The organism is Streptomyces sp. NPDC001728 (genome assembly GCF_040297565.1).
GTDB lineage: Bacteria > Actinomycetota > Actinomycetes > Streptomycetales > Streptomycetaceae > Streptomyces.
The window spans coordinates 58,056-82,674 of record NZ_JBEOZK010000012.1; the positions used below are offsets into that span (position 1 = coordinate 58,056).

Below are 24,619 nucleotides of genomic sequence, written 5' to 3' on the forward strand. Positions count from 1 at the left end.
TCCCAACCATGCATATAGCCGAGGGGTATCTGCCCCCTGTGCACGCCGCCGTCTGGGGCGTCGCGTCCGCGCCGTTCGTCGTCCACGGGGTCCGCGCGCTGACCCGCGAGGTGCGGTCGAATCCCGAGTCCACCCTGCTGCTCGGCGCCTCAGGCGCCTTCACCTTCGTCCTGTCGGCACTCAAACTGCCCTCGGTGACAGGGAGTTGCTCACACCCGACCGGTACGGGTCTGGGCGCCATCCTCTTCCGGCCGCCGATCATGGCGGTCCTGGGGACGATCACCCTGCTCTTCCAGGCGCTGCTGCTCGCGCACGGCGGCCTTACCACGCTCGGCGCGAACGCCTTCTCGATGGCGATCGTCGGCCCCTGGGCCGGTTACGGGACGTACCGGCTGGTACGCCGCCTCGGGGCGCCGCTGATGGTCGCCGTGTTCTTCGGCGCGTTCGTCGCCGACCTCTCCACGTACTGCGTGACCAGTGTGCAGTTGGCCCTGGCCTTCCCCGACCCGGGCAGCGGTGTCCCCGGCGCGCTGGTGAAGTTCGGCGGCATCTTCGCCGTGACGCAGATTCCGCTCGCGGTGAGCGAGGGCCTGCTCACCGTCCTCGTGATGCGGCTGCTCACGCAGTCCAGCAAGGGTGAACTGGTCCGGCTCGGCGTCCTCGCCGGGCGCCGGACGGACCGGCACGAGGAGGCGGCCTCGCGATGAGCAGGAACGCGAAGATCAACGCCCTGCTGCTGCTCGTCGTCGCCGCGCTCGCGGTGCTGCCGCTCGCGCTGGGGCTCGGGGACCACAAGAAGGAGCCGTTCACCGGCTCCGACGCGGAGGCGGAGACCGCGATCACGGAACTCCGCCCGGACTACGAGCCGTGGTTCAGCCCCTTGTACGAGCCGCCGTCCGGAGAGATCGAGTCCGCGCTGTTCGCCCTTCAGGCGGCCGTCGGCGCGGGCGTCCTGGCGTACTACTTCGGTCTGCGGCGGGGGCGCAGGCAGGGGGCGGAACGCGCGCAGGCGGAGGCCGAGGCGGCCGTGGAGGAGGGGGCCGCCGCCCACGGGCACGGCGCCACTCCCCCGCACGACGACCCCGCCGCCGCGCCCCCGCGCGAGGCCCCCGACGGGCAGGACGCGTAGCCGCCGATGCTGCCGATCGACGCGGCGGCGCACAGCAGTCGCTGGCGCCGCCGTCATCCCGCCGAGAAGGCGCTGCTCGGCTTCGGCCTGACCTTGTGCGCCGTCGGTCTGCCGCCGTGGCCGGGCGCCGTGCTCGTCGCGGCGACCACGCTCACGGTCCTGCTCGGTCCGGCCGGTGTGCCGGGCCGGGCCCTGTGGCGGGCCTTCCGGGTGCCGCTCGCGTTCTGCGTCACGGGAGCCGTTCCGCTGCTCTTCGAGGTCGGCGGCGCCCGGGGGCTCGTCGCGTGGGCGCCTGGCGGGCCCGCGCAGGCGGGCGGGCTGCTGCTGCGGACGGCGTCGGCCTCGCTCGGGGTGCTGCTGTTCGCGTTCACGACGCCGGTGTCGGACGTCCTGCCCCGGCTCGTACGGGCCGGGGTGCCGGCGCCGGTGGTCGACGTGGCGCTCGTGATGTACCGGATCATCTTCCTGCTGCTGGACTCGCTGGCCAAGATCCGGCAGGCGCAGGCGGCCCGGCTCGGGCACACCACACGGGCGGCGACCTGGCGGTCACTGGCCGGTCTCGGCGCGACGACGTTCGTCCGGGCCTTCGACCGGGCGCAGCGGCTGCAGTCGGGGCTCGCCGGGCGGGGTTACGACGGGACGCTGCGGGTCGTGGTGCCCGCGTGTGCGGTGTCCCGCCGGTTCCTCGCCGCCTCCGGCGCCCTCCTCGCGGGGCTCGTCGCCCTCACTCTCGTACTGGAAAGGTTCCTTCCGTGACGTCTTCGCCGCCCTCCGCTCCCGTCGTCGAGCTGGTCCGCGCGGGTTTCGCCTACGAGGACGGTCCCGCGGTCCTCTCCGGGGTGGATTTCGCGGTGGCGGAGGGGCGCGCGGTCGCGCTGCTCGGCCGCAACGGCGGCGGCAAGACGACGCTGCTCCGGCTGCTCAGCGGGGGGCTGCGGTGCGGGAGCGGGTCGCTGCTCCTGGACGGGGAGGAGGTGGCGTACGACCGGAAGGGGCTGACCCGGCTGCGGACGACCGTGCAGCTGGTGGTGCAGGACCCGGACGACCAGCTGTTCGCCGCGTCCGTCGGCCAGGACGTGTCGTTCGGGCCGATGAACCTGGGGCTGCCGGAGAAGGAGGTACGGCTCCGGGTGCGCGAGGCGCTGGAGGCGCTGGACATCGCGGCGCTGGAGGACCGGCCGACGCATCTGCTGTCGTACGGGCAGCGCAAGCGCGCGGCGATCGCGGGGGCCGTGGCGATGCGGCCACGGGTGCTGATCATGGACGAGCCGACGGCGGGGCTGGATCCGCACGGCCAGGAGCGGCTGCTCGACACGCTCCACCGGCTGCGCGGCTCGGGCACGACGGTGGTGATGGCGACGCACGACGTGGATCTGGCGTTGCGCTGGGCGGACGAGGCGGCGGTGCTGGCCCCTTCGGGGCTGCGGACCGGGCCGGTCGCGGAGCTGCTCGCGGACGACGCGCTGCTCGCCGACGCCCGGCTGCGGCGGCCGTGGGGCACGTCGGTGGCCCGGCTGCTCCGCGCGCACGGCCTGTTGGCCCCCGGCGCGCCGGAGCCGCGCACTCCGGAGGAGCTTGAGGCGTGGTCGGGGGTGGCGGCGGGCCGCCTTGCTACCGAGTAGTAGACATCACGCCCCTCTCCTTCTGCAACTAGTTGCATAACCGCCGGGGAGCCCCTAGAACTGGGGGCGAAGATCCTGCGCGAGGAGGCGCCCGCATGACCCCGTACCCGCACCTGCTGAGCCCGCTCGACCTCGGGTTCACCACCCTGCCCAACCGGGTGATCATGGGATCGATGCACGTCGGCCTGGAGGAGACCGAGCACGGCTTCGAGCGCATGGCCGCGTTCTACGCCGAGCGCGCCCGGGGCGGTGTAGGCCTCATCGTCACCGGCGGCATCGCGCCCAACGAGGCCGGGCGCCCCTGGGACGGCGGCGCCAAGCTCACCACGGCGGAGGAGGCGGCCGAGCACCGGCTGATCACCGACGCCGTGCACGGGGCCGGTGGCCGGATCGCGATGCAGATCCTGCACTTCGGCAGGTACGCGTACCACCCCGGCCTCGTCGCGCCGAGCGCCCTCAAGGCGCCCATCAGCCCCTTCGCACCGAACGAGCTGACCGAGGCCGAGGTCGAGCAGACCGTCGAGGACTACGCGCGCTGCGCCGAACTCGCCAAGGAGGCCGGGTACGACGGTGTCGAGGTGATGGGCTCCGAGGGATACCTGATCAACGAGTTCATCGCCGCCGCGACCAACCAGCGTACCGACCGCTGGGGCGGCTCGTACGAGAACCGCGTGCGGTTCCCGCTGGAGATCGTCCGCCGCATTCGCGAGCGGGTCGGCACGGACTTCATCGTCGTCTACCGCCTGTCCATGCTGGACCTCGTGCCCGGCGGCTCCACGCTGGAAGAGGTCGTCCAGCTGGCCAAGGAGATCGAGGCGGCCGGCGCGACCATCATCAACACCGGCATCGGCTGGCACGAGGCGCGCATCCCCACCATCGCGACCTCCGTGCCGCGCGGGGCGTACACCTGGGTGACGAAGAAGCTGATGGGCGCGGTCTCCGTGCCGCTCGTCACCAGCAACCGCATCAACACCCCCGAGGTCGCCGAGGAGATCCTCGCGGACGGCCGCGCCGACCTCGTCTCGCTGGCCCGCCCGTTCCTCGCCGACCCGGACTTCGTCACGAAGGCCACGGCCGGGCGCGCCGACACGATCAACACCTGCATCGGCTGCAACCAGGCCTGCCTGGACCACACGTTCAACCTGAAGATCACCTCCTGTCTGGTCAACCCACGCGCCTGCCACGAGACCGAGCTGGTCCTCTCCCCCACCCGCCGCGCCAAGCGGATCGCCGTCGTCGGCGCGGGGCCGGCCGGCCTGTCCTGCGCGGTGTCGGCGGCCGAGCGGGGCCACTCGGTGACGCTGTTCGACGCGGCGGCAGAGATCGGCGGCCAGCTGAACATCGCCAAGCGGGTGCCCGGCAAGGAGGAGTTCGACGAGACGCTGCGCTACTTCCGCGTGCAGCTCGCCGAGCGCGGTGTCGACGTCCGGCTGAACACGTACGTGTCCGCCGCCGGCCTCGCGGGGTACGACGAGGTCGTCGTCGCCACCGGCGTCTCCCCCCGCACCCCCGGAATCGCGGGCGAGGACCACCCGAGCGTCCTCAGCTACCTGGACGTGCTGCGGGACGGCGCGCCCGTCGGCGAGCGGGTCGCGATCATCGGTGCGGGCGGCATCGGCTTCGACGTCGCGGAGTTCCTGACGGACGGCGGGGAGGGCGCGAGCCAGGACCCCGAGACGTACTTCCGCCAGTGGGGCGTGGACACCACCTACGAGAACCGGGGCGGGCTGCGCACCCCCGAACGCGGTGCGGCGCCGCGCCAGGTGCACCTGCTCCAGCGCAAGGAGTCCAAGGTCGGCGCGGGTCTCGGCAAGACCACGGGGTGGATCCACCGCACCGAACTCAAGCACCGGGGCGTGGCGATGGTCGCCGGCGTGTCGTACGACCGGATCGACGACGAGGGCCTGCACCTCACGATCGGCGGGGAGGCGCAGCTGCTCCCGGTCGACACGGTGGTGCTGTGCGCGGGCCAGGAGCCGCGGCGCGACCTGTACGAGGACCTGGTGGCGGCGGGCCGAGTGGCACACCTGATCGGCGGCGCGGACGTCGCCGCCGAACTGGACGCCAAGCGCGCCATCGACCAGGGCACACGGCTCGCGGCGACGCTGTGACCGCCGTGGCCGACCGCGCCTGGAGCCTGCCGTCACACTCCCGTCGTCGCTCCCGGGGCGCGGTAGGAGGGTGACGGGTGATCGGCCCGAGAGGCGGTGTGGGACGGCGAGATCGGCGATCCCTTCGCCCGCGCCGATGACGTGGCGGCCGTTTGTGGCGTTCGCGCCGTCTACGAGGCCGCTTCCACCCGCTCTCCGTGCCGTATGGGTGCGGTCCCGCCCGCGCTGACCGGGTCGTGGCGGATCCGCTCGGCGGGCACACCCGTGGCGGCCAGGACGTCCGCCACGGCACCGACCATGGCGGGCGGGCCCCCCAGGCAGGCCACGTGCCGCTGCCAGCGGCCGTGCCGGGCCACGGCCTCAGCCATCGTCGCTTCTTGTCCGGCCCCGCGTCCCTGCCCGATCACGGGGATCACCCGCAGCCAGGGACACCGCCGCTCCAGCACGGTCACGGCCGGCATGTCGTACAGGTCGGCACGGTGGCGGGCGCCGAGGAACAGATGGACGGTGCGGCCCGGCTCGCGGCGGTCGGCCAGGTCTTCCAGCAGGGCTCTGAGCGGCGCCCATCCGGTGCCGCCGGCCACGAGCAGGACGTCGCGGGCTCTGTCGTCGTCGGTCGTCATCCGGCCGCGGGCCGGGCCCAGGCGCAGGGTGTCGCCGACGCGGGTGTGCTTGACCAGGGCTTCGCTCAGGCCGCCCGGGGCGGTGAGCCGCACGTGGAACTCCAGCTCCGTATCGGGCCGGGGTGCGCGGGCCAGGGAGTAGCGCCGCCAGGTCTGCGGCAGCAGCGGTGACTCCACGGCGGCGTACTGCCCGGCCTTGTAGGGGTAGGGCTCGGCCGTGCGGACGCGGAGCACGGCGAGATCGGGGCGGCGGAGCTCGTGCGCGCTCACCACGCCGTTCCAGTAGAGCGGTTCGGCCATCGCCGCCTCGGCGCCGTCGACCATGGCCGCGACGGCGAACCCCATCATCCGCAGCCAGGCTCCTTCGAGCTCGGCACTCCACCACACGCCCGCGCGGCGGTGCAGCGCCTCGCGGAGCGCCTGCTCGAACATTTCGAAGTGTGCCGCCCGGACGCCGAGTTTGCGGTGGTCGCCGCCCAACTGGCGCAAGGTGCCGACGATGTCGGCGGGTCGGTGGAGATGGTCGATCAAGTACTCGAAGATCCTGGCGAGATGGGCCTGCTGGAACTCCATCGAGTCGGGGAACAGTGACCGCAGGTAGGGGCGCCGCTCGAACATCGCCGCATAGAGGTCGGTGATCAACTCACCGAAAGGCGCGACCAGATGGAGATCCCGCAGGATGACGGTCCGGTCGTACGCGCCGTCGTACGCGCCCTCGGTGCCGAGTGGATCGGCTTCGTCTGCCCCCGACCGCCGTGCGGGCGCCAGCAGGCTGCGGCGCAGCCGCATCGCCTCGTGCCGCGCCAGCAGGGTGTGATAGTCCTCGCGCAGCGGGGTCGCCTCGCAGGCCCCCGCACCAGGTGTCGGAGTCATCAGAGGTTCCTCACACAGGCGCCGGACGCAGAACCCGTGCGGGCCGGGACGCAGGTGTCGAAGGCGTACGGAGCGAGGTGCGGTGGACGCGGGAATCGGATGATTCGGAGCGGACGGGGTGGGCACGGCATGGGCGTGGATCCTGTCGGAAATGAGTTGAACGTGTTGCGGAGCCGAAATGGCACGCCAGTATCACATCGGGGCGAAGTGCCCTGTAGGCCCTGGTTCCCAGGGCCGAACGGCCCTAGCCGGTGCCCGCTCCTGTCCACTTCGATGGACCGCTGGGCGGCGAGGCCTGGTCACCGGAGGCCCAGGACGAGCTCGGCGTGTTCCTCGGCGATCTGGACACCCAGGCCACCCGGTTCGACGAACGCCGCGCCGCGCTCCTCGCCCGTCGCGCGGCCGGGGCGAGTTCACGCGCCTGAGCGTCCACCCGGCCCGTGCGCGTGCCACGGGCCGGGGCCTCGGACGGGCCGAGGCACGGCCCTCCGCCGCCGATGGCCGGGCGGCGCGCGGCCGAGGAGGCGGTGGGCGCCGTATGAGGCGCGGGCACGGTGAGCCGTAGGCCCCCGGCCGTGTGCCGAACGGGGTGCGACCCTCGGCTCTCCCGCACCGCGGACCGCGTGACGCGGCCGGCCCCATGAGGAGGGGCTCCGGGCCCTGCGGGGACCGGAGCGCCCGGCGGAGCGGTGTCAGCCGGCGACGAGTCGGACGCCCGTGACGAGGTCCGGACGCACGCGGACGACGTAGTCCAAGTGCTGGTCGGTCCACGGGTGGATCGCCGCCCGGTACCGGGCGGCCTCTTCGAGGTCGGTGATCAGCTGGCAGTAGCCGGTGACGACGACGCTCCAGCCGAGGCGGGTCGCGAGATCGATGTCGTCGGCCTCGTAGGCGACGACGACACCGCTGGGACCGGCCTGCTGGGCGTGCCGGACCAGCGCCGCGCCCTCGTGGGTGCGGATGATGATGTCGCCGCCGTCCACGAGGTGGTTGACGGGGCGGATGGCGGGAAGCGCCCGCCGGGTGAAGACGATGCGACCGAGCGACACTTCGGAGAGGAGCCGCAGCGCCTCGTCGCTGTCCAGCTCGACCGCGCGTCGTCTCGGCTCCGCCGCGTAGTCGGCCCGGTGGGGGTCGGCGAGGTCGGGGACTGCTTCCTTGTGCACGGGTGCCTGCCTGGGGGCTTCGGTGGAGTCGCGCGGTGCGCGAGTAGGGGCCGTGGGGCTCCGACGGCCTCAGTACAGGTCACGTGGGCGCGGCCGGGAAGGGCCGTTCGGCCCCTGTCACCCCGGCCGCGGGGGCCTGTTCACTGAGCGGCGGACCTCACAGGTCCCACGGAGCGACGGCCGATGACTGCCCGGCGGGCGGAAGGTGAGGAGAGACATGATCGCGGTGGTGGGACACGAGGAGCTGCCCCCGGACACGTCGGCCATGGTGGAGCGAGAGCTGCGCGTACGGCTGGAGCGGTACGCCGATCCCGCGCCAGGTCTGGTTCGCGTCGAATCGGGAGCGTCGGTGCCCTTCGCCCGCGCCGTGCGGGCGTCGGGTCGACAGCTCGTCGCGGTCCTGCCCGCGCAGGGTGCCGTGCCGGCACCGCTGCCACCGCGCGACCTGGAGCCGGCCCGTGAGTTGATGGAGCTCGCGGAGGAGGTCCGCCTGCTGGCCTATGACCCCGCGGACCGTGACTCCCGCGTGCGCGCCGACGAGGCGCTGGTCGCCCAGAGCGACCTGCTGCTGGCGGTCTGGGACGGGTCCCCGACCAATGGGCGGGACGCCACCGCGCACATGGTGGCCTACGCGAGGGCGCACGGGGTGAGGGTGGAGGTGGTGTGGCCGGTCGGGGCGGTTCGCGGGGCGACAGCCCCTTCGACCCCCGCCACCCGACCCGTCTGCCGCACGAAAGAGCAACGATGAACAGCGTTCTGCATGACCGCGCCACCTCACGGGAGACCCTCCCGGCCGACCGCAGGACCGGAGCCACGTGTGCCTTCGCGTGGCTCCTGGTGATCACCGGCGGGCTGGGGCTGCTCGCCGCATGGGTGATCACTCTGGACAAGTTCCTGATCCTTCAGGACCCCGGCTTCATCCCGTCCTGCAACCTCAGCCCGGTGATCTCCTGCGGCAGCGTGATGCGCAGCGAGCAAGCAGAGGTGTTCGGGTTCCCGAACCCGATGCTCGGCCTCGTCGCCTATGGCGTCGTCGTCGCGATCGGCGTCGGCGCGCTGGCCGGGGCCCGCTACCGGCGCTGGTTCTGGCTCGGGCTCAACTTCGGTGCGCTGCTGGGGGCGGGCTTCTGCATGTGGCTGATGAGCCAGGCCCTGTACGAGATCGGCGCGCTGTGCCTGTGGTGCTGTCTGGCCTGGGCGGCGACCATCGTCATGTTCTGGTACACGACGGTGCACAACCTGAAGCACGGCGTCCTGCGCGCGCCGAGGCTCCTGGTCGCCGGGGCGGTGGAGTTCCACTGGGCCGTACCGGTCGTGTGGTGCGGCAGCATCGTCATGCTGATCGCCACACGTTTCGGGGACTACTGGAGCAGTCTGCTGTGAGACCGGTCCGGGGGACTGGCGCGGCCTGCCGTGAGACCGGTCGGAGGTACTGGCGCGGCCTGCCGTGAGACCGGTCGGAGGTACTGGCGCGGCCTGGGTGTGCCGGGCCCGGGGCCTGGGGGACGGCCGGACCGCGCCGGGGCCGGCACCCCAGGTCGCGGAGGCGAGTCGACCACGGGGACGGACGTGCCGGGTAGGGCCGTTCGGCCTCATGGGCCCGGGGCCGAAGGGCCCGGAGCCGGTTTTGTCATACTGGCGCTCGTTTCGCTCAGGGCCGGGCAGTGGACCGGCCCGAAGGCCACCGCCCTCGCGCGTGGCCGTCTCGCCCCTGCCCTGGAGTTCTTGGTGACAACGTGCTGACCGCCGGACATCCCACCGCTTCCGCCGATCCCTCCGGCATGTCCGTGCGGGTCTTCCTGCTCGACGACCACGAGGTCGTGCGCCGGGGAGTGCGCGATCTGCTCGAAGCCGAGCCCGGCATCGTGGTGGTCGGCGAGGCGGCCAGTGCCCGGGAGGCACTCGCCCGGGTGCCCGCGGCGCGGCCGGACGTGGCCGTGCTCGACGTACGCCTCGGCACCGCGACCGGCGGCGATCACGAGGGCGTGGAGGTGTGCCGCGAACTCCGTGCGGAGCTGCCGGAGCTGGCCTGCCTGATGCTGACCTCGTTCGACGACGACGAGGCCCTGTTCGACGCCATCATGGCAGGCGCGGCGGGATACGTTCTCAAGCAGATCGGCGGCTCGGACCTGGTGGCCGCCGTCCGCGCGGTCGCGGCGGGCACGTCGCTCCTCGACCCCCGGCTGACGAGTCGTGTGATGGCCCGGATACGGGAGCCCAAGCCGGAGCCCGAGGCGGTCGTGCCCGGAGAGCTCGACCGGCTCTCACCTCGCGAGCTGGAGATCCTCGATCTGATCGGGCTCGGCCTGACGAATCGCCAGATCGCCGATCGGCTGTTCCTCGCCGAGAAGACAGTGAAGAACCGGGTGTCGTCCATCCTCGGCAAGCTGGGGGTGGGGCGCCGGCTTCAGGCGGCGATGATCGCCGAACGGCTCCGGGACGCCCCGGGACCCGGGACGCGGTCGGTGAACCCTGTTGAGCGTGCTGTCAGTTCGCGGACAGCGGGGCGCTCCAGGTGATCCTCGTGCCCTGCTCTCCGGACGCGTCGAGACGAAGGCTTCCCCGGCACTGCTCCGCGCGCGAGCCCATGTTGAGCAGCCCGCCGGTCGGGCGGGCCCGCCCCAGGCCGACCCCGTTGTCCGTGACCGTCAGGAACAGTCGGTCGGCCGCGTCGGGGATGGAGAGTTCCACGTCGGCGAGGCTCGCCCGGGCGTGTCGTGCGGTATTGCTCAGTGCCTCTGCGACCACCGCCAGCACGTGTTCGGCCAGCGCGCCGGAGACGGTACTGTCGACCGGGCCCGAGATCCGCAGCGAGGGCATGAACCCCAGGTGCTGCGAGGCCAGTTGGACAGTCTCGGCGAGTCGTCGGCGTAGTGCGGGACCGCCGCGGTCGTCGTCGGCCGTGCGCAGCTGAAGAATCGTGGAGCGGATGATCTGGATGGTGGCGTCGAGATCGTCCACCGCTCGCGCGACCCGCTCCGCGGCACCGGCGTCCCCGATCGTCCGGGTCGCACTCTGCAGCGTCATTCCCGTGGCGAAGAGCCGCTGGATCGCGACGTCGTGCAGGTCGCGTGCGATGCGGTCGCGGTCGTGGAGCACGGCGAGCTCCTCGGACTCGGCCCGCCGCCGGGCGAGTTCGAGGGCGATCGCCGCCTGATCGGCGAAACCGCTGATCAACAGCGTCTCGTTGGTGTCGAAGGTGGGCGTCCCTGCGCGTCGGCTGAGGCGCAGAGCCCCGCACACGGCGTCGTCGAGGGGAAGAGGCACAGCGACCACCGGGCCGTGGGCGGGCACGGTGTCCTCGAGTGCGCGGCCTCGGGGATCGGCACGGACGTCCGCCGACACGACCGCACGCCGGGTGTGGGCCGCGAGACCCGCGAGCGAGCCGGCCGCCGGGAGCCTGGCCCCATCGACCGCCGCGGCAGAGTCTCCGTACGTCACCCGGACCGACAGCTCGACACCCGAACCGGTCGGGAGCAGGATCGCGGCCTGGTCGGCGTCGGCGACCTCCATGGCGCGCTGGGTGATGAGCTGGAGGACCACGTCCGTGTCCGTGCCGGCGAGCAGCTCGCGGGTGATCTCGCCGAGCGCTTCGAGGCGGCGCTCCCGGCGCTGGCTGTCGTGGTAGAGCCGGGCGTTGTCGATGGCCACGCCCGCCGCCGTCGACAGTGTGGTGAGGACCGCCTCGTCGTCGGCGTCGAACGCTCCGCCACTCCGCTTCTCGGTCAGGTAGATGTTGCCGAAGACCTCGTCGCGGACCCGGATCGGTGCCCCGAGGAACGTCCGCATCGGCGGGTGATGCGCCGGGAACCCGAAGCTGTTGGGATGCCGGGTGAGGTCGTCGAGCCGCAGCGGCATCGGGTTGTGGATCAGCTCGCCGAGGATGCCATGCCCGCATGGCGCCGTGCCGATCCGCGCGACCAGGTCCTCGGCCATGCCCACCGGCAGGAACTGCGACAGCTTCTGCCGGTCGTCGACCACGCCGAGCGCCCCGTACCGGGCGTCGGTGAGACTGACCGCGGCCTCGACGATGCTCCGCAGCACCTGCGGGAGTTCGAGGTCGCGGCCGAGGTCCATGACCGCGGCGAGCAGGCCATGGATCCGCTCGGGGACGTCGAGCCGGGGCCAGGGCGGATGCGGCCTCGGTGTGGTGTCGGACATGTCTGCCGTCTGCTCTCGTCTCGTGTGGGGAAGGTCCGGACGGCGGCGGGCCGACCAGGAGGTGTCCCCCCGGGGGACCGTCGCAGCCTACGAGGGGCGGCGGGAGCGCGAACGGCCGGGGCCGTTCGGCCCTGCCACGGCGCCTGCTCCGGGGACCGCTGGGCCCTGCCCGGGTGCGGGAGCCGGCCATGAGCATGGGCGGGCGGCCGGGAAGGGCCGAGGCATCCCCCGTACACGGTCCTTCCCAGCCGTTCGAAACGCGAGCGGAAGTTGGAGGTCGCCGTCCGGTGGACGAGGCACGCAGTATTCAGGTGAAGTCCAGTGAGCCGTCGCTCCTTGCGCCGACCGGCGAGGGCAGCGGACGGCCCACGTGGGTGTCATGGCTGACGACGACCGATCACAAGCAGATCGGGACGCTCTATCTCTGTTCCGCGCTGTTCTTCTTCGTCATCGGGGGTGTCATGGCCCTGATGATGCGCGCCGAGCTGGCGCGCCCCGGCACGCAGATCATGTCGAACGAGCAGTTCAACCAGGCGTTCACCATGCACGGCTCGATCATGCTGCTGCTCTTCGCCATGCCGCTCTTCACCGGCTTCGCGAACTGGATCACGCCGCTGCAGATCGGCGCGCCCGACGTGGCCTTCCCCCGGCTGAACATGCTGGCCTACTGGCTCTACCTCTTCGGCTCGCTGATCGCCGCCGGCGGCTTCCTCACCCCCGGCGGGGCCGCGGACTTCGGCTGGTTCCTCTACGCGCCGCTCTCCGACGCCATCCACTCTCCCGGCCTGGGCGCCGACCTGTGGATCATGGGCGTCGCACTCTCCGGTTTCGGGTCGATCGCGGGCGCGGTCAACTTCATCACCACGATCCTCTGCATGCGCGCCCCCGGGATGACGATGTTCCGCATGCCGATCTTCACCTGGAACGTGCTGCTCACGTCCTTGCTCGTGCTGATGGTCTTCCCGGTTCTCGCCGCGGCGCTCTTCGCCCTCGAATGCGACCGGAAGTTCGGCTCTCACGTCTTCGACGCGGCGAACGGCGGCGCGCTGCTGTGGCAGCACCTCTTCTGGTTCTTCGGCCACCCCGAGGTCTACATTCTGGCCCTGCCGTTCTTCGGCATCATCTCCGAGGTCATCCCGGTCTTCAGCCGCAAGCCGATGTTCGGTTACATCGGTCTGGTGGCCGCGACCATCGCGATCGCCGGTCTGTCCGTGACCGTGTGGGCGCACCACATGTACGTCACCGGTGGCGTGCTCCTGCCGTTCTTCTCCTTCATGACGTTCCTCATCGCCGTACCGACGGGCGTGAAGTTCTTCAACTGGATCGGAACGATGTGGAAGGGCTCACTGTCCTTCGAGACACCGATGCTCTGGGCCACCGGCTTTCTCATGACCTTCACCTTCGGTGGTCTGACCGGCGTCATCCTGGCCTCGCCCCCGATGGACTTCCACGTCTCCGACTCGTACTTCGTCGTCGCGCACTTCCATTACACGCTGTTCGGCACGGTCGTGTACGCGATGTTCGCCGGCTTCCATTTCTGGTGGCCGAAGTTCACGGGAAAGATGCTCGACGAACGGCTGGGCAAGATCACCTTCTGGACCCTCACGGTGGGCTTCCACGCCACCTTCCTCGTCCAGCACTGGCTGGGTGCCGAGGGAATGCCGCGCCGGTACGCGGACTACCTCGACGCCGATGGCTTCACCGCCCTGAACACGGTCTCCACCATCGGTTCCTTCCTCCTTGGTCTCGCCTTCCTGCCGTTCTTCTACAACGTCTGGAAGACCGCCCGATACGGCAGGAAGGTCGAGGTCGACGACCCGTGGGGCTACGGCCGTTCGCTGGAGTGGGCCACCTCCTGCCCGCCGCCGCGGCACAACTTCGTCGCCCTGCCGCGGATCCGCTCCGAATCCCCGGCCTTCGACCTGCACCACCCGGAGATCGCCACCCTCGACCGCCTCCAGAACAAGCCGGACGAGGCGGTGAGCCACCGATGACCGCGGCCGTCCTCGCCCTGGGCATCGGGGCCGCGACCGCCTCCGGGTGCGTCTGGTACATCCCCGCGATCACTGACATCCGCGCCGGGGCAGACCGCCCCGCATCCCTCCGAACGGCGGCCGTGGCCTGCCTCACCGGCTGGGCTGCCGCGGCGCTCGTCGTCCCCCTGCTGCTGACGTCGGCGCACTGGGCGCTCATAGGCGTCGTGGTGGGGGTGGGAGCGGCGGTGTCCGGAGCCCTGATCATCTGCGGCCGGGCTCAGTACGCACGCGAACAGCGCGAAGAAGACCGACGCTGGGCGGCGCTGCGCCACACGCCGCGAGCAGCCGCGTCCACCCGGCCAGGGCGGGTGTGGGTTGCCTGGGCCCTGGCCGGGATCACCGCCGCACTCGGGACGGCGGTGGCCGCGGCGCTCCTCGCGGGCCGCTGACCGAATCGGCGCCCCCCGATGTCACCGGACACGGAAGGTGGCCATCATGCGCATCGCCGAGTGGTAGAGCATGCGGCGTCGGCAGAGGTGGTCGCCGAGGTAGCTACAGTCCTGAGTCCTGGAAGGCCGTCTTGGTCGTTGCCCCCTGAGCGTCGACGGCAGAACCCGCCAGGGTGACGCTCCCGCACGCGATCCTCACCGCGCCGCTCGGGAAGCCGTCGTCGGGCCTCGAACCCCGGGGCTTCGCTAGGCGAGCCAGAGCGAGGAGCGCCGATGGCGTGCGGGAGGGATGTCGATGGTGTCGGCGGCCTCCGGGTCGAGGATTCCGCCGGAAGTGTTCAGCTCGCGCAGAAGAGCGCCCGTCCCGTGGCTCAGGCACTGGCGCGCCCGGCGTTCTTCCCGGGCCGACCAGTCCGCCACGCCGGTGTCCCGGTTGAAGCGGGGCCATCGGTGGAAGGCCACGGCGCGGCGGATCGCCCGGGGGCGGGGCGTCCGGGCTCTCGGGCCGCCTCGGCGAGGCAGACGGCGCTGTAGCGGAGATCGCGCAGGACGAGGGAACGCCAAGGGTCCCCCGGTGCAGCCCCGTTCGCGGGCCGGCGGCGTGAGCCGGGGATGTGGTGTGCGGTGCGTGCCATGGGACTCCTCGGTGGGCACCGCCAGGGATGTCCTGGCGGGCTACCCGAAGCCCGCGGGGCCGCTCGAACGTTCGCATGCCATGTGCGTCACCCTAGGCCGTGCACCCCGGCGGCCGGAACCGCGCGGCGGTGGCGGGCCTTGGCGGGTGCCCTTGTGGATACTGGGGCGTTGGAGTTCCACTACGCGAAAGGGCGGGTATGGACGACGGCTTGGGGAGCCGGGTGACGCGTCACGCGGTGGTCATCGGGGGAAGTCTCGCCGGGATGCTGGCCGCTCGGGTGCTGGCCGAGCACGCGGAGAAGGTGACGGTCGTCGAGCGCGACCGCTTCCCCGAGGGACCGGAGGCGCGGCCCGGCGTTCCGCAGGGGCGGCATCTGCATGTGCTCATCGCCGGCGGGCAGCAGGCGCTCGACGAACTGCTGCCCGGCTTCATGGATGAGCTGCGGGAGCTCGGCGCGCCCAAGGTGGGCGTCCCCGAGGACATGGTCCAGTGGCAGAACGGCCAGTGGTTGCGGCGCACGCCCGCGACCACGCACTTCTACACCGGTCCCCGCCCTCAGCTGGAGTGGCTGGTGCGGCAGCGGGTGCTCGCCGATCCCCGGATCGAGCTCGTCGACGGCACCGAGACCGTGGGCCTCGCCGGCGACTCCGCGCGCGTGCGCGGCGTACGGCTGCGGGAGCGCGGCGCGGGGGCCGACAAGCAGACCCGTACCCTCACCGCCGATCTGGTCGTCGACGCCTCCGGGAGGTCGACGAAGGCCGCCGACTGGCTGGCCGGCATCGGCGCCGAGGCCCCGCACGAGGAGACCCTCGACACCGGTCTGGCGTACGGCACCCGCGTCTACCGAGCCTCCGCACAGGACACCGACACCGACGCGCGCGGCTACTTCATCATCCCCAACCCCACCCAGGTGTACGGCGGAGTCGTCCTGCCCGTCGGCGACGGGCGCCATCTCGTCACCCTCTCCGGGCTGCGCGGCGACGAACCCCCCAGCGAGGAGGGCGCGTTCGAGGAGTACGCGAAGCGGCTCCCGCACCCGGTGATCAGCGACTGGCTCGCCCGGGCCGAGCCGGAGTCCCCCGTGTACGGCTTCCGCCGGACCGCCAACATCCGTCGCCGCTACGACCGTCCGGGCCGCCGTCCGGCCGGATTCCTCGCCACCGGCGACGCCCTGTGCGCCTTCAATCCCATCTACGGACAGGGCATGGCCGTCGCCGCGCTCAGCGCCGTCGCGCTCCGCCGGGCGCTCGCCGACCCCAGGCGCACCCCGACCACCCGCGTGGTGCAGCGCGCACTGCTCGACGCCTCGAAGCCGGCCTGGGACATCTCGGCCGGAGCCGACAAGAAGATGCCCGGCGCGACCGGCGACGCCCTGAAGCCGGCTCCGCTGGACAAGGTCGTCGGCTGGTACCTGCGCCGGGTGCAGGCGCGGTCCCCCGGCGATCCCGTCGTGGGCACGCCCTTCCGCGCGGCGCTGAACCTGACCGCCTCGCTGACCGGCGTCTTCGCCCCCTCGGTCGCCCGGGCTGTGCTCTTCGGGCCGGTGGCCGAGACACCGATGGAGCCACCTCTGCGCCGCGAGGGGTGAGGCGTAGGGGTAGGCATTGGGGGTGGGCGGGTTGCCGGCGGAGGCCGCGCCGTCCGTCCCCGCCGTCCCCGTCACGTCCCCGGCGCCGCCGTCACCATCCCCGCCGCTATCGCCGCGCCGAGCGCCGCGTAGTCGTCGGCGTTCTGGCCCGCGTAGGCGAGCGCGAAGTCGGCGATCGCCCGGTCGAAGACATCGGACCCACCGAGGTAGGACGCGATGGCGATGCGGTCGCCGGAGCGGGCGTGCGCGCGGGCCAGGGCCCGGCCGCAGAGCCGTGCGTACTCCCGCAGCAGCGCCGGGGACATGGTCTCGACCTCGGCCGAGCCCTTCATGTCGCGCAGCTGGCGCCAGTAGAAGTGCCGTTGCTCGGGTCCGGTCATCCAGCCGAGGAAGATGTCGCTGGCGGCCTGGGTCAGACGCTGGCCGGACACGACGCGGCGCCCCTGATGGGAGTAGGCGCTCGGCGCCAGGTACGGCTCCAGGACGGAGGGTCCCGCCTCCTTGATCTGGAGGATGAGCGGATCCCCCTCGTCGCGCCCTTCGAGGAGGATGACGAAGCAGCGGGTGCCGACGCTGCCGACGCCGACGACCTTGCGGGCGGCGTCGCGGAAGCGGTAACGGTCGAGCAGGACGCGGCGCTCCTCGGCGAGGGAGCTGCGGTAGTCGCTGAAGATCTTGCCGATGGTGACCCGGTCGATGTCCGTGGTCCGTTCGAGGAGCGGCGGGTCGTCGACGATGTGCCGGGCGCCGGTCGCGTCGGTCTCGGTGAGCTTGCCGAGGGCCTGGAGGCTGGTGCGGCGACGGGCGCGGGCGAGCCGGTCGGTGAATCGGGCGCGGTCGCCGCGGCGGACGAGCGGGACGAGGTCGTCGGCGGCGATGCGCTCGTACCACACGGCGAGTTCGCCGAGGCCGGCGAGGTGCCGCATCTGGGTGCGGTACGACTCGGTGACGACGAGGGCGGCGCGGTGGGCCTTGGCCTTGGTGCTGCCGTTCTGGAGGGCGGCGGCGGTGACACTGGCGGCGAGCCGCTTCACATCCCATTCGAAGGGCCCGGGGAGCGTCTCGTCGAAGTCGTTGACGTCGAAGAGGAGCGCCCGTTCGGGTGAGGCGTACACCCCGAAGTTCAGGAGGTGGGCGTCGCCGCAGAGCTGGACGGTGAGTCCGGTGTGGCGCTGGGCGGCGAGGTCGGCGGCCATGACGGCGGCGGCGCCGCGCAGGAAGGCGAAGGGGGAGGCCACCATCCGGGCGTACCGGAGGGGGACGAGGTCGGGGAGCCGGTCGAGTGACTGGCGTTCCAGGACGTCGATGGGGTCGGGGCGCTGGGAGCTGGGTATCCAGCGGCCGTGGGAGGACCGGGGAAGCCTCTTGCGGGCCGCCTTGCCCCGCGCGGCGCGCTCCGACGGTGTCGTCATCCGGCCTCACCCGCCTTTCCCGCCGACGCGGTCCGGTACCCGTCACCTGCCCCCTCATTACAAGCGGCCACGACCGTTTCGGCCACTCTGCCGGACCGGCCTAGCTAAATGGTTTAGACCAATGATAGGAATTGATCACCTACCCGACCCATGCGGTCACGCTGAGCGAAGAGAGGGATTGATCATGGCCGAGCCCGATTCCGAGGCGGCGGCGGACGCGCCGCTCTATCTCCGGGTCGCCGCGGCACTGCGCGAGGACCTCGCCGACCGGCGTATCTCCCCCGGCAGCCGGCTCCCTTCGGAACGATCCCTGTCCCAGTGCTACCACGTCAACCGGCAGACCGTGCGCAGCGCACTCCAACTCCTTCGGGACGAACGGCTGGTGGTCACCGACCGGCGCGGCACGTTCGCCGCCCCGGCCGAGGCGGCGAGAACCGGGGGCGAGCCCTTCGTCCCGGTCCTGACAGCCGGCCGGCCGACCTTCCCCGGCGGCCCGCGCGCGGCGGAGGCGCTGGTCCGGGCCTCCCTCGTCTGGGAGCCGCCGCCCGCTCCGCTGGCGCCGCGTCTCCTGCTCGCCCCGGGCGAACCGACCCTCGTGCACCGGCACACGGTGCTCGGACCGCGGGGCGCCGCGCTCCAGCGAGCGGTGTCGTGGTTCTCCCGGCCCGCGCTGGCCGAGATCCCGCAGCTGTCGCGCTACCGGCGGGGGCGGGACTGCCGTCAGCAGCCGGACCTGCGGCTGCTCTACCACTGGATGCACCAGGCGGGGCTGCGGATCACCCACCGGGAGTCGGTCGGCGTGCCGCCGGGACCGACCACGACGACGGCCGGCGGCGCGGCCCGGCTGGTCGTCCACCGGGTGGTGAGCGACCAGCACGGCCACGCCCTGGAGATCACGGACATCGACTTCTCGGCCCGGTCGGCGGCCTGGACGTACGAGTTCAGCGCCTGACGGCGTCTCCGGTTCCTGTCCGGTAAGGGGACAGGAGCCGGATCCGGCGTCAGACGATGCCCTCGGCGATCTCCGCCTCCTCGCGGGCATTGCCGTACGCCGTCGGGGTGCCGTACGAGCGGCGGGCGACGTACCACCACACGCTGGCGAGGACGAGGACGACGGCCAGCGCGATCACGGCGTAGTTCATGGTGTCGACCGTCACCGGGGACTTCTGAGGCAGGCAGAACAGCACGGTCACCAGCGCCACCCAGACGACGGCGGTCCAGCCGATCGGCTTGCTCCAGCGGCCCAGGCTCCACGGGCCGGGGGTGAACCGGTTCCCGGCGCGCAGTCGCAGGTAGATCGGGATGGCGTAGGCGGGCGTGATGCCGATGACGTTGATCGCGGTGACGGCGCCGTAGGCGGTGGCCGAGTACAGCGAGGGCACGGCGAGCAGCGCGGCGATGCCCACCGCCAGCCAGACGGCGGGGACCGGGGTCTGGGTGCGTCCGCTGACCTTCCGCCAGATCGCGGAGCCGGGAAGCGCGTTGTCACGGCTGAAGGCGAAGACCATCCGGCTGGCGGCGGCGACCTCGGCGTTGCCGCAGAAGAGCTGGGCGACGATCACGACGAGGAGCAGGGCGGTGGCGCCGCCGGAGCCGAGCGCGTCCAGGAGGATCTGGGCGGGCGGGACCCCGGTGGCGCTGTTCTGCGTGGCGGCGTAGTCCTGGATGGCGAAGCTCAGCCCGGCGAGGAGGGCGAATCCGGCGATCCAGGAGACCCAGATGGCCCGCACGATGCCCTTGGCGGCGGTGACGGAGGCGTTGGAGGTCTCCTCGGAGAGGTGGGCCGAGGCGTCGTAGCCGGAGAAGGTGTACTGGGCGAGGAGCAGACCGATCGCGGCGACGTAGAACGGGTTGGCCCATCCGGTGTCGTTGACGAACTCGGTGAAGACGAACTCGACGGACTGGTGCCGGTCGGGGACGAACGCGAGGGCGCCGACGATGATCGCCACACCGGCCAGGTGCCACCAGACACTGATCGAGTTGAGCACGCTGACCAGGCGGACGCCGAAGAGGTTCAGGACGGCGTGGAGCAGCAGGATCGCCAGGAAGATCAGGAAGGTGGATCCCGCGGTGGGCTCGAAGCCCCACTGGAGGTTGAGGAACGCTCCGGTGAAGAGGGCGGCGCCGTAGTCGATGCCGGCGATGGCACCGAGCAGACCGAGCAGATTCAGCCAACCGGTGTACCAGCCCCAGCGACGGCCGCCGAGCCGGTCGGCCATGTAGTAGAGGGCGCCGGAGGTCGGGTAGGCACTGGTGACCTCGGCGAGGGCGAGGCCGACGCACAGCACGAACAGTCCGACGCCGGCCCAGCCCCAGAGCATGACGGCGGGGCCGCCGGTGCCCATGCCGAAGCCGTAGAGGGTCATGCAGCCGGAGAGGACGGAGATGACCGAGAAGCTGATCGCGAAGTTGCCGAAGCCGCCCATGCGGCGGGCGAGCACGGGCTGGTAGCCCAGCTCTCTCAGTCTCGCCTCCTCGTCCTGGGCGGGCGGTGGTGTGCGTATCGGGTCGGCGGATGCGTCGGCGCGGGACATGGGCGGGGTTCCTCCGGGGACGGGACGGGGTGGGGATCGGGCGTACGGAGCGGGACGGGTGGGGCGGGTGGGGCGCACGGGGCGGGGCGGGAGAGGCACGTGGGGCGGGCTGGTGGGGCCGGGGAGGTCGTCAGCCGCCGAGGCAGCGGGCTCGGGCGCGCAGGAAGACCTCTTCGGCCAGGGCGCGGTCGTCCGGATCAGGTGTCCGGTACGCCCACGGCAGGGTGGTGTAGTACGGGCCGAGCGCCTCGAAGACGCGGGCGGCGTCGGCGAAGCGGAGGGCCCCGTAGAGGGCGTGCGCGAGATGGTTGAGGTCGAGCAGCGAGGCGTCGTCGGTGGCGGTGAAGAGGAACCAGGTGTCCAGGGCGCGGCAGGCGTCGCGTACGGCGTCCTCGGCCACCCAGTGGAGGTCGAGGGCGCGCTCCTGGCCGCGCTCGCGCCGGTAGCGCTCCACCCGTACGTAGAGCGGGAGGGCGTGCAGGGCGGAGCCGACGGGAGCCGAGGAGGCCGCCCAGTGGGAGTAGTTGACGGCCTCGGCGAGCGGCCCCGGGCGCCGGGCGTAGACGAACTGGAGCATGCGGTGGTGCGCCTCGCGGTTGTGCGGGTCGCGCTTCTCCGCCTCCGCCAGCAGGCCCCAGGGTCCGGGCGGCAGCATCGGGGCGGGCGGGGTGAGCCGGTGCTCGGCCATGCGCTGGCGCCCGTCGAGAGCGGCGAGGGCGATCAGGCCCACCCATGGCACGGGGTCCTCGGGGGACCGGTCCGCGGCGTCGCGGCAGGCGGTCCAGGCCTCCTGCCAGAGTTCCCGGGTCCGGGGGTGGCCGGCGCGGTGGGCGCGTACGGCGCGCTCCACGCTGACGCGGCTGTGCATCACGGCGGCGGCCTGGCTGTCGGGCTGTTCGGCGCGCCAGATGTGGACGACGTCGGTGCCGGCGGCGACGGCGGCGAGGACCTGGGTGCGGCGGGTCCAGCCGTCCCAGTCCGAGGTCTCGTCGAGGAGCCGGGCCATGGCCACCCAGCGGCCGGTGCGTAAGTCCTGGAGGACGTTGCGCAGGGCGTGGTCGTGGCCCGCGGGATGGTAGACGGGGCGGAAGCCGTGTCCGGCCATCAGGGGGTGGGTGGTCGTGTGGATGACATGGGTCCTCGGTGGATGGAGGGGGTGGTCAGTCCCCCGGCGGGCGTCCCGGCCGTTGATCGGCGATCACTATAGAGGGCTCTGGACTCGACCGGTCCACTTTCTTTCGGGACAGTAACTATTAGGCCAACGACTGATTTTGACTTACCGTCAGGTAGGTCGCTGGAACCTGACGGGGTCCCGCGCCAGGGCTTGACGAAGACCCGTCACGACGGCACCCTGACCCTTTTCGGTGACCGGATGATCACCGAGCGACCACGGCGACAGGAGCGGCACGATGACGGGCGGCCCGGTACTCGCCGTCGACCAGGGCACCTCGGGCACCAAGGCGCTCGTCCTCTGCCCCGAGCGCGGAGTCATCGGCAGCGGCACGGCCCCGGTACGGCCCCGCTATCTGCCGGGAGGCCTGGTCGAGGCCGACCCGCGTGAGCTGTACGACTCCGTGGTCACCGCGGGGCGCGCCGCGCTCGCCGCGGCGGGCACCCCGGTCGTGGCCGTCGGCCTCGCCAACCAGGGCGAGACCGTCCTCGCCTGGGATCCGGCCACCGGCGAACCGCTCACGGACGCGCTCGTCTGGCAGGACCGCAGGGCGGTCCCGATCTGCACCGAACTCGACTCCCACGCAGCACAGTTGAGGCAGATCACCGGGCTTCCGGTGGACCCGTACTTCGCCGCTCCCAAGATGGCCTGGATCCGCCGCCACGCCACCGGCGCGGGCGTGGTCACCACCAGCGACGCCTGGCTCGTCCACCGGCTCACGGGCGCCTTCGTCACCGACGCGGCCACCGCGGGACGGACCGGACTCCTCGACCTGGACACGGTCGCGTGGTCGGGGACCGCGCTCGGTCTCTACGGCCTGGGCGGCGAACGGCTCCCCCACGTCGTGGACTGCGACACCCCGGTCGGCACCACGCACGCCTTCGGCCCGCCGCTCCCCCTCACCGGCCTCCTGGTCGACCAGCAGGCGGCACTGCTCGCGCAGAGCGCCGACGACCCCGCCGCAGCCAAGTGCACCTACGGCACGGGCGCCTTCCTCCTCGCGCAGACCGGCCCCGAGCCCCACCGCGCGACCTCGGGACTCGTCGGCTGCGTCGCCTGGAGGCTGCGCGACCGGGTCGCCCACTGTCTCGACGGGCAGGTGTACACGGTCGCCTCGGCCGTACGGTGGCTCACCGACCTCGGCGTCATCGCCGGGGCGGAGGACATCGACACCGTCGGCGGCGGGGAGCCCGACTCCGGCGGGGTCACCTTCGTGCCGGCGCTCGCCGGGCTCGCCGCGCCCTGGTGGCGGGGAGACGTGCGCGGCTCGATCGGCGGCCTCGGCCTGGACACCACCCGGGGCCATCTCGTCCGCGCCCTGTGCGAGGGCATCGCCGCCCAGGTGGTGGACCTCGCCACGGCCGTCGCCACGGACCGGGGCGCGCCGCTCACCTCGCTGCGCGCCGACGGCGGGCTCACCCGGTCGGCCCTGCTCATGCAGGCCCAGGCCGATCTGCTGCAACTCCCCGTCGAGGTCTCCTCCTCGCCCGACGCGACGGCGCTGGGGGTGGGCGCGGTGGCCCGGCTGGGCCACGAACCGGGCCTCACGCTCCGTGAGGCCGTACCCGAGTGGAAGCCCTCGGCCGTGTACGAGCCCCGGATCTCGGCCGACGAGGCGGAGGTGCGCCTCGCGCGGTTCCGGGCGGAGGTGTCGGCGGTGGTGGACCGGACGGGGGCCGGTGGGGTGGCGGACGGCTCGAGTTCCGGTGGGGCCGGATGAGCGTCAGCCGTTCGGGTCCTCTCCCGGTGGGTCCGGGGGCAGAGTACGACGTGGTGGTCGTCGGCGCGGGCGTCATCGGCTCCGCCGTCGCGCGAACGCTGGCCCGCCACCCGCTGAGGGTCGCGCTCGTGGATGCGGCGAACGACGTCGGCGACGGTACGTCGAAGGCCAACACCGCTATCCTGCACACCGGATTCGACGCCACCCCCGGCACCCTGGAGGCCCGCCTCGTCCGCGAGGGACACCGGCTGCTCTCCGCGTACGCACGGGAGACCGGCATTCCCGTGGAACCGGTGGGCGCCCTGCTCGTCGCCTGGGACGAGCAGCAGCGCGCCGCCCTCCCCCGCCTCGCCGAGAAGGCCGCACGCAACGGGCATCACTCCACCCGCATGCTCACCGCCGCCGAACTCCAGCCGCGGGAACCCCATCTGGGGCCCGGCGCGCTCGCCGCGCTCGAAGTGCCGGGCGAGGCGGTGATCTGCCCATGGACGACCACCCTCGCCTACGCGACCCAGGCCGTCCGCTCCGGGGTGGACCTGCATCTCGACTGCCGGGTGGAGAAGGTCCGTCCGGGCGATCCCTTCCACCGGCTCGTCACCCGGCGCGGGGTGCTGCGGGCGCGTCACCTCGTCAACGCCTGCGGGCTGCACGCCGACGCGTTCGACGCGCTCGTCGGCCGCGAGGACTTCACCGTCACCCCGCGCCGGGGCCAGCTCCTCGTCTTCGACAAGTTCGCCCGCGACCTCGTACGGCACATCCTGCTCCCCGTGCCCGGGCCGCTCGGCAAGGGGGTCCTCGTCGCGCCGACCGTGTACGGCAACGTCATGCTCGGCCCCACGGCCGAGGACCTCACCGACAAGACCGCCACCGGCACCACGGCGGAAGGGCTCGCCGGCCTCCGCGAGCAGGGCGGCCGGATCCTGCCCGCCCTGCTCGACGAGGAGGTGACCGCGGTCTACGCCGGGCTGCGGGCCGCCACCGGTCAGGAGGACTACCGGATCGCGGCCCACCCCGCACTCCGGTACGTCACGGTGGGCGGAATCCGGTCCACCGGGCTCACCGCCTCCCTGGCCATCGCCGAGCACGTACGCGGACTGCTCGCCGACTGCGGGCTCGACCTGGGCCCCGAACAACCGTTGGCCCGGGTCCACATGCCGAACCTGGGCGAGGCCTTCCTCCGCCCGTACCGGGACGCCCGGCTGATCGCCCTCGACCCGGAGTTCGGGGACATCGTCTGCCACTGCGAGCGGGTCACCCGGGGAGAGATCCGGGCCGCCCTCACCTCCACCGTCCCGCCGGGCGGTCTCGACGGGCTGCGCCGCAGGACGCGCGCGCGTGGCGGCCGGTGCCAGGGCAACCACTGCGGCGCGGAGGTCCGCGCGCTGTTCGAGGAGTACGGGGAGGGTGCCCGGTGAACCGGGAGACCGTTCCTCCGCGCGTACGGGAA

General features: G+C 72.5%; 22 protein-coding genes. 15 read left to right on the top strand and 7 right to left on the bottom strand.

What is annotated here, in order from left to right:
* Positions 1 to 8: 8 nt before the first annotated feature.
* The 5 genes from ABT154_RS19460 (at position 9) to ABT154_RS19480 (ending at position 4,862) form a co-directional block, all read left to right on the top strand.
* Positions 9 to 707, top strand: coding sequence for an energy-coupling factor ABC transporter permease (locus tag ABT154_RS19460; RefSeq protein WP_351858068.1), 699 nt, complete (start codon positions 9 to 11; stop codon positions 705 to 707).
* Positions 704 to 1,129, top strand: coding sequence for an energy-coupling factor ABC transporter substrate-binding protein (locus tag ABT154_RS19465; RefSeq protein ID WP_351858069.1), 426 nt, complete (start codon positions 704 to 706; stop codon positions 1,127 to 1,129). The genes ABT154_RS19460 and ABT154_RS19465 overlap by 4 nt, the downstream gene beginning before the upstream one ends.
* Before the next feature lie 6 nt (positions 1,130 to 1,135).
* Positions 1,136 to 1,885 carry a cobalt ECF transporter T component CbiQ gene (gene cbiQ / locus ABT154_RS19470; RefSeq protein ID WP_351858070.1) on the top strand — a complete coding sequence of 250 codons (750 nt, stop codon included), beginning with the start codon at positions 1,136 to 1,138 and terminating at the stop codon, positions 1,883 to 1,885.
* A complete protein-coding gene (locus ABT154_RS19475) occupies positions 1,882 to 2,751 on the top strand; it encodes an ATP-binding cassette domain-containing protein (RefSeq protein ID WP_351858071.1) in 870 nt (289 codons plus the stop codon). The genes cbiQ and ABT154_RS19475 overlap by 4 nt, the downstream gene beginning before the upstream one ends.
* 95 nt (positions 2,752 to 2,846) lie before the next feature.
* A complete protein-coding gene (locus tag ABT154_RS19480) occupies positions 2,847 to 4,862 on the top strand; it encodes an FAD-dependent oxidoreductase (protein WP_351858072.1) in 2,016 nt (671 codons plus the stop codon).
* Positions 4,863 to 5,032: 170 nt separating this feature from the next.
* Here the strand turns inward: ABT154_RS19480 and ABT154_RS19485 are convergent, their stop codons facing one another.
* Positions 5,033 to 6,358: a globin domain-containing protein gene (locus ABT154_RS19485; RefSeq protein WP_351858073.1), complete on the bottom strand. Its 1,326-nt coding sequence runs from the start codon at positions 6,356 to 6,358 to the stop codon at positions 5,033 to 5,035.
* A gap of 251 nt (positions 6,359 to 6,609) precedes the next feature.
* On the opposite strand from ABT154_RS19485, the gene ABT154_RS19490 reads away from it, so the two are divergent.
* Positions 6,610 to 6,783: a hypothetical protein gene (locus ABT154_RS19490; protein ID WP_351858074.1), complete on the top strand. Its 174-nt coding sequence runs from the start codon at positions 6,610 to 6,612 to the stop codon at positions 6,781 to 6,783.
* Positions 6,784 to 7,050: 267 nt separating this feature from the next.
* Here ABT154_RS19490 and ABT154_RS19495 read toward each other — a convergent pair whose 3' ends face one another.
* Entirely contained in the window at positions 7,051 to 7,524 is a 474-nt protein-coding gene (locus ABT154_RS19495; protein ID WP_351858075.1) for a pyridoxamine 5'-phosphate oxidase family protein, read from the bottom strand.
* A 217-nt stretch (positions 7,525 to 7,741) separates the two neighbouring features.
* On the opposite strand from ABT154_RS19495, the gene ABT154_RS19500 reads away from it, so the two are divergent.
* The 3 genes from ABT154_RS19500 (at position 7,742) to ABT154_RS19510 (ending at position 10,043) form a co-directional block, all read left to right on the top strand.
* Positions 7,742 to 8,272 carry a hypothetical protein gene (locus ABT154_RS19500; RefSeq protein ID WP_351858076.1) on the top strand — a complete coding sequence of 177 codons (531 nt, stop codon included), beginning with the start codon at positions 7,742 to 7,744 and terminating at the stop codon, positions 8,270 to 8,272.
* On the top strand, positions 8,269 to 8,907 hold the full coding sequence (locus ABT154_RS19505; protein WP_351858077.1) for a vitamin K epoxide reductase family protein: 639 nt from the start codon (positions 8,269 to 8,271) through the stop codon (positions 8,905 to 8,907). The genes ABT154_RS19500 and ABT154_RS19505 overlap by 4 nt, the downstream gene beginning before the upstream one ends.
* A gap of 398 nt (positions 8,908 to 9,305) precedes the next feature.
* Complete coding sequence (locus tag ABT154_RS19510; protein ID WP_351858187.1) at positions 9,306 to 10,043, top strand: response regulator; 738 nt, start codon at positions 9,306 to 9,308, stop codon at positions 10,041 to 10,043.
* On the opposite strand, the gene ABT154_RS19515 is transcribed toward ABT154_RS19510, so the two are convergent.
* The gene (locus ABT154_RS19515) at positions 10,012 to 11,685 is read right to left on the bottom strand and encodes a sensor histidine kinase (RefSeq protein ID WP_351858078.1); all 1,674 of its coding nucleotides are present in this window, start codon (positions 11,683 to 11,685) and stop codon (positions 10,012 to 10,014) included. The genes ABT154_RS19510 and ABT154_RS19515 overlap by 32 nt on opposite strands.
* 194 nt (positions 11,686 to 11,879) lie before the next feature.
* Here ABT154_RS19515 and ctaD point away from each other — a divergent pair, with 194 nt between their 5' ends.
* Together ctaD and ABT154_RS19525 are read left to right on the top strand one after the other, a co-directional pair.
* Positions 11,880 to 13,679 (top strand): aa3-type cytochrome oxidase subunit I, encoded by a 1,800-nt coding sequence (gene ctaD, locus ABT154_RS19520; RefSeq protein ID WP_502969545.1) that lies wholly within the window; start codon positions 11,880 to 11,882, stop codon positions 13,677 to 13,679.
* Positions 13,676 to 14,110, top strand: a complete 435-nt coding sequence (locus ABT154_RS19525; RefSeq protein ID WP_351858079.1) for a hypothetical protein — start codon at positions 13,676 to 13,678, stop codon at positions 14,108 to 14,110. Before ctaD ends, ABT154_RS19525 begins: the two co-directional genes overlap by 4 nt.
* A gap of 246 nt (positions 14,111 to 14,356) precedes the next feature.
* Here the strand turns inward: ABT154_RS19525 and ABT154_RS19530 are convergent, their stop codons facing one another.
* Positions 14,357 to 14,572 (bottom strand): hypothetical protein, encoded by a 216-nt coding sequence (locus ABT154_RS19530; RefSeq protein ID WP_351858080.1) that lies wholly within the window; start codon positions 14,570 to 14,572, stop codon positions 14,357 to 14,359.
* 371 nt (positions 14,573 to 14,943) lie between these two features.
* Here ABT154_RS19530 and ABT154_RS19535 point away from each other — a divergent pair, with 371 nt between their 5' ends.
* Positions 14,944 to 16,335: an FAD-dependent oxidoreductase gene (locus ABT154_RS19535; RefSeq protein WP_351858081.1), complete on the top strand. Its 1,392-nt coding sequence runs from the start codon at positions 14,944 to 14,946 to the stop codon at positions 16,333 to 16,335.
* Between the two features lie 71 nt (positions 16,336 to 16,406).
* Here the strand turns inward: ABT154_RS19535 and ABT154_RS19540 are convergent, their stop codons facing one another.
* A complete protein-coding gene (locus ABT154_RS19540; protein WP_351858082.1) occupies positions 16,407 to 17,747 on the bottom strand; it encodes a DUF2252 domain-containing protein in 1,341 nt (446 codons plus the stop codon).
* Positions 17,748 to 17,931: 184 nt separating this feature from the next.
* Between ABT154_RS19540 and ABT154_RS19545 the strand changes: the two genes are divergently transcribed.
* A complete protein-coding gene (locus ABT154_RS19545; RefSeq protein WP_351858083.1) occupies positions 17,932 to 18,699 on the top strand; it encodes a GntR family transcriptional regulator in 768 nt (255 codons plus the stop codon).
* A gap of 49 nt (positions 18,700 to 18,748) precedes the next feature.
* On the opposite strand, the gene ABT154_RS19550 is transcribed toward ABT154_RS19545, so the two are convergent.
* Positions 18,749 to 20,281 (bottom strand): amino acid permease, encoded by a 1,533-nt coding sequence (locus tag ABT154_RS19550; RefSeq protein WP_351858084.1) that lies wholly within the window; start codon positions 20,279 to 20,281, stop codon positions 18,749 to 18,751.
* A gap of 130 nt (positions 20,282 to 20,411) precedes the next feature.
* Positions 20,412 to 21,386, bottom strand: coding sequence for a hypothetical protein (locus ABT154_RS19555; RefSeq protein ID WP_351858085.1), 975 nt, complete (start codon positions 21,384 to 21,386; stop codon positions 20,412 to 20,414).
* Positions 21,387 to 21,690: 304 nt separating this feature from the next.
* Between ABT154_RS19555 and ABT154_RS19560 the strand changes: the two genes are divergently transcribed.
* On the top strand, positions 21,691 to 23,172 hold the full coding sequence (locus tag ABT154_RS19560) for an FGGY family carbohydrate kinase (RefSeq protein WP_351858086.1): 1,482 nt from the start codon (positions 21,691 to 21,693) through the stop codon (positions 23,170 to 23,172).
* Positions 23,169 to 24,587 carry an FAD-dependent oxidoreductase gene (locus tag ABT154_RS19565; RefSeq protein WP_351858087.1) on the top strand — a complete coding sequence of 473 codons (1,419 nt, stop codon included), beginning with the start codon at positions 23,169 to 23,171 and terminating at the stop codon, positions 24,585 to 24,587. The genes ABT154_RS19560 and ABT154_RS19565 overlap by 4 nt, the downstream gene beginning before the upstream one ends.
* Positions 24,588 to 24,619: the final 32 nt, after the last annotated feature.

Coding starts and splice junctions, on each gene's coding strand:
- ABT154_RS19460 (WP_351858068.1), top strand. CDS start 9: ATGCATATAGCCGAGGGGTATCTGCCCCCTGTGCACGCCGCCGTCTGG.
- ABT154_RS19465 (WP_351858069.1), top strand. CDS start 704: ATGAGCAGGAACGCGAAGATCAACGCCCTGCTGCTGCTCGTCGTCGCC.
- cbiQ (WP_351858070.1), top strand. CDS start 1,136: ATGCTGCCGATCGACGCGGCGGCGCACAGCAGTCGCTGGCGCCGCCGT.
- ABT154_RS19480 (WP_351858072.1), top strand. CDS start 2,847: ATGACCCCGTACCCGCACCTGCTGAGCCCGCTCGACCTCGGGTTCACC.
- ABT154_RS19485 (WP_351858073.1), bottom strand. CDS start 6,358: ATGACTCCGACACCTGGTGCGGGGGCCTGCGAGGCGACCCCGCTGCGC.
- ABT154_RS19500 (WP_351858076.1), top strand. CDS start 7,742: ATGATCGCGGTGGTGGGACACGAGGAGCTGCCCCCGGACACGTCGGCC.
- ABT154_RS19505 (WP_351858077.1), top strand. CDS start 8,269: ATGAACAGCGTTCTGCATGACCGCGCCACCTCACGGGAGACCCTCCCG.
- ABT154_RS19510 (WP_351858187.1), top strand. CDS start 9,306: ATGTCCGTGCGGGTCTTCCTGCTCGACGACCACGAGGTCGTGCGCCGG.
- ABT154_RS19515 (WP_351858078.1), bottom strand. CDS start 11,685: ATGTCCGACACCACACCGAGGCCGCATCCGCCCTGGCCCCGGCTCGAC.
- ctaD (WP_502969545.1), top strand. CDS start 11,880: ATGGGCGGGCGGCCGGGAAGGGCCGAGGCATCCCCCGTACACGGTCCT.
- ABT154_RS19525 (WP_351858079.1), top strand. CDS start 13,676: ATGACCGCGGCCGTCCTCGCCCTGGGCATCGGGGCCGCGACCGCCTCC.
- ABT154_RS19535 (WP_351858081.1), top strand. CDS start 14,944: ATGGACGACGGCTTGGGGAGCCGGGTGACGCGTCACGCGGTGGTCATC.
- ABT154_RS19540 (WP_351858082.1), bottom strand. CDS start 17,747: ATGACGACACCGTCGGAGCGCGCCGCGCGGGGCAAGGCGGCCCGCAAG.
- ABT154_RS19545 (WP_351858083.1), top strand. CDS start 17,932: ATGGCCGAGCCCGATTCCGAGGCGGCGGCGGACGCGCCGCTCTATCTC.
- ABT154_RS19550 (WP_351858084.1), bottom strand. CDS start 20,281: ATGTCCCGCGCCGACGCATCCGCCGACCCGATACGCACACCACCGCCC.
- ABT154_RS19555 (WP_351858085.1), bottom strand. CDS start 21,386: ATGGCCGGACACGGCTTCCGCCCCGTCTACCATCCCGCGGGCCACGAC.
- ABT154_RS19560 (WP_351858086.1), top strand. CDS start 21,691: ATGACGGGCGGCCCGGTACTCGCCGTCGACCAGGGCACCTCGGGCACC.
- ABT154_RS19565 (WP_351858087.1), top strand. CDS start 23,169: ATGAGCGTCAGCCGTTCGGGTCCTCTCCCGGTGGGTCCGGGGGCAGAG.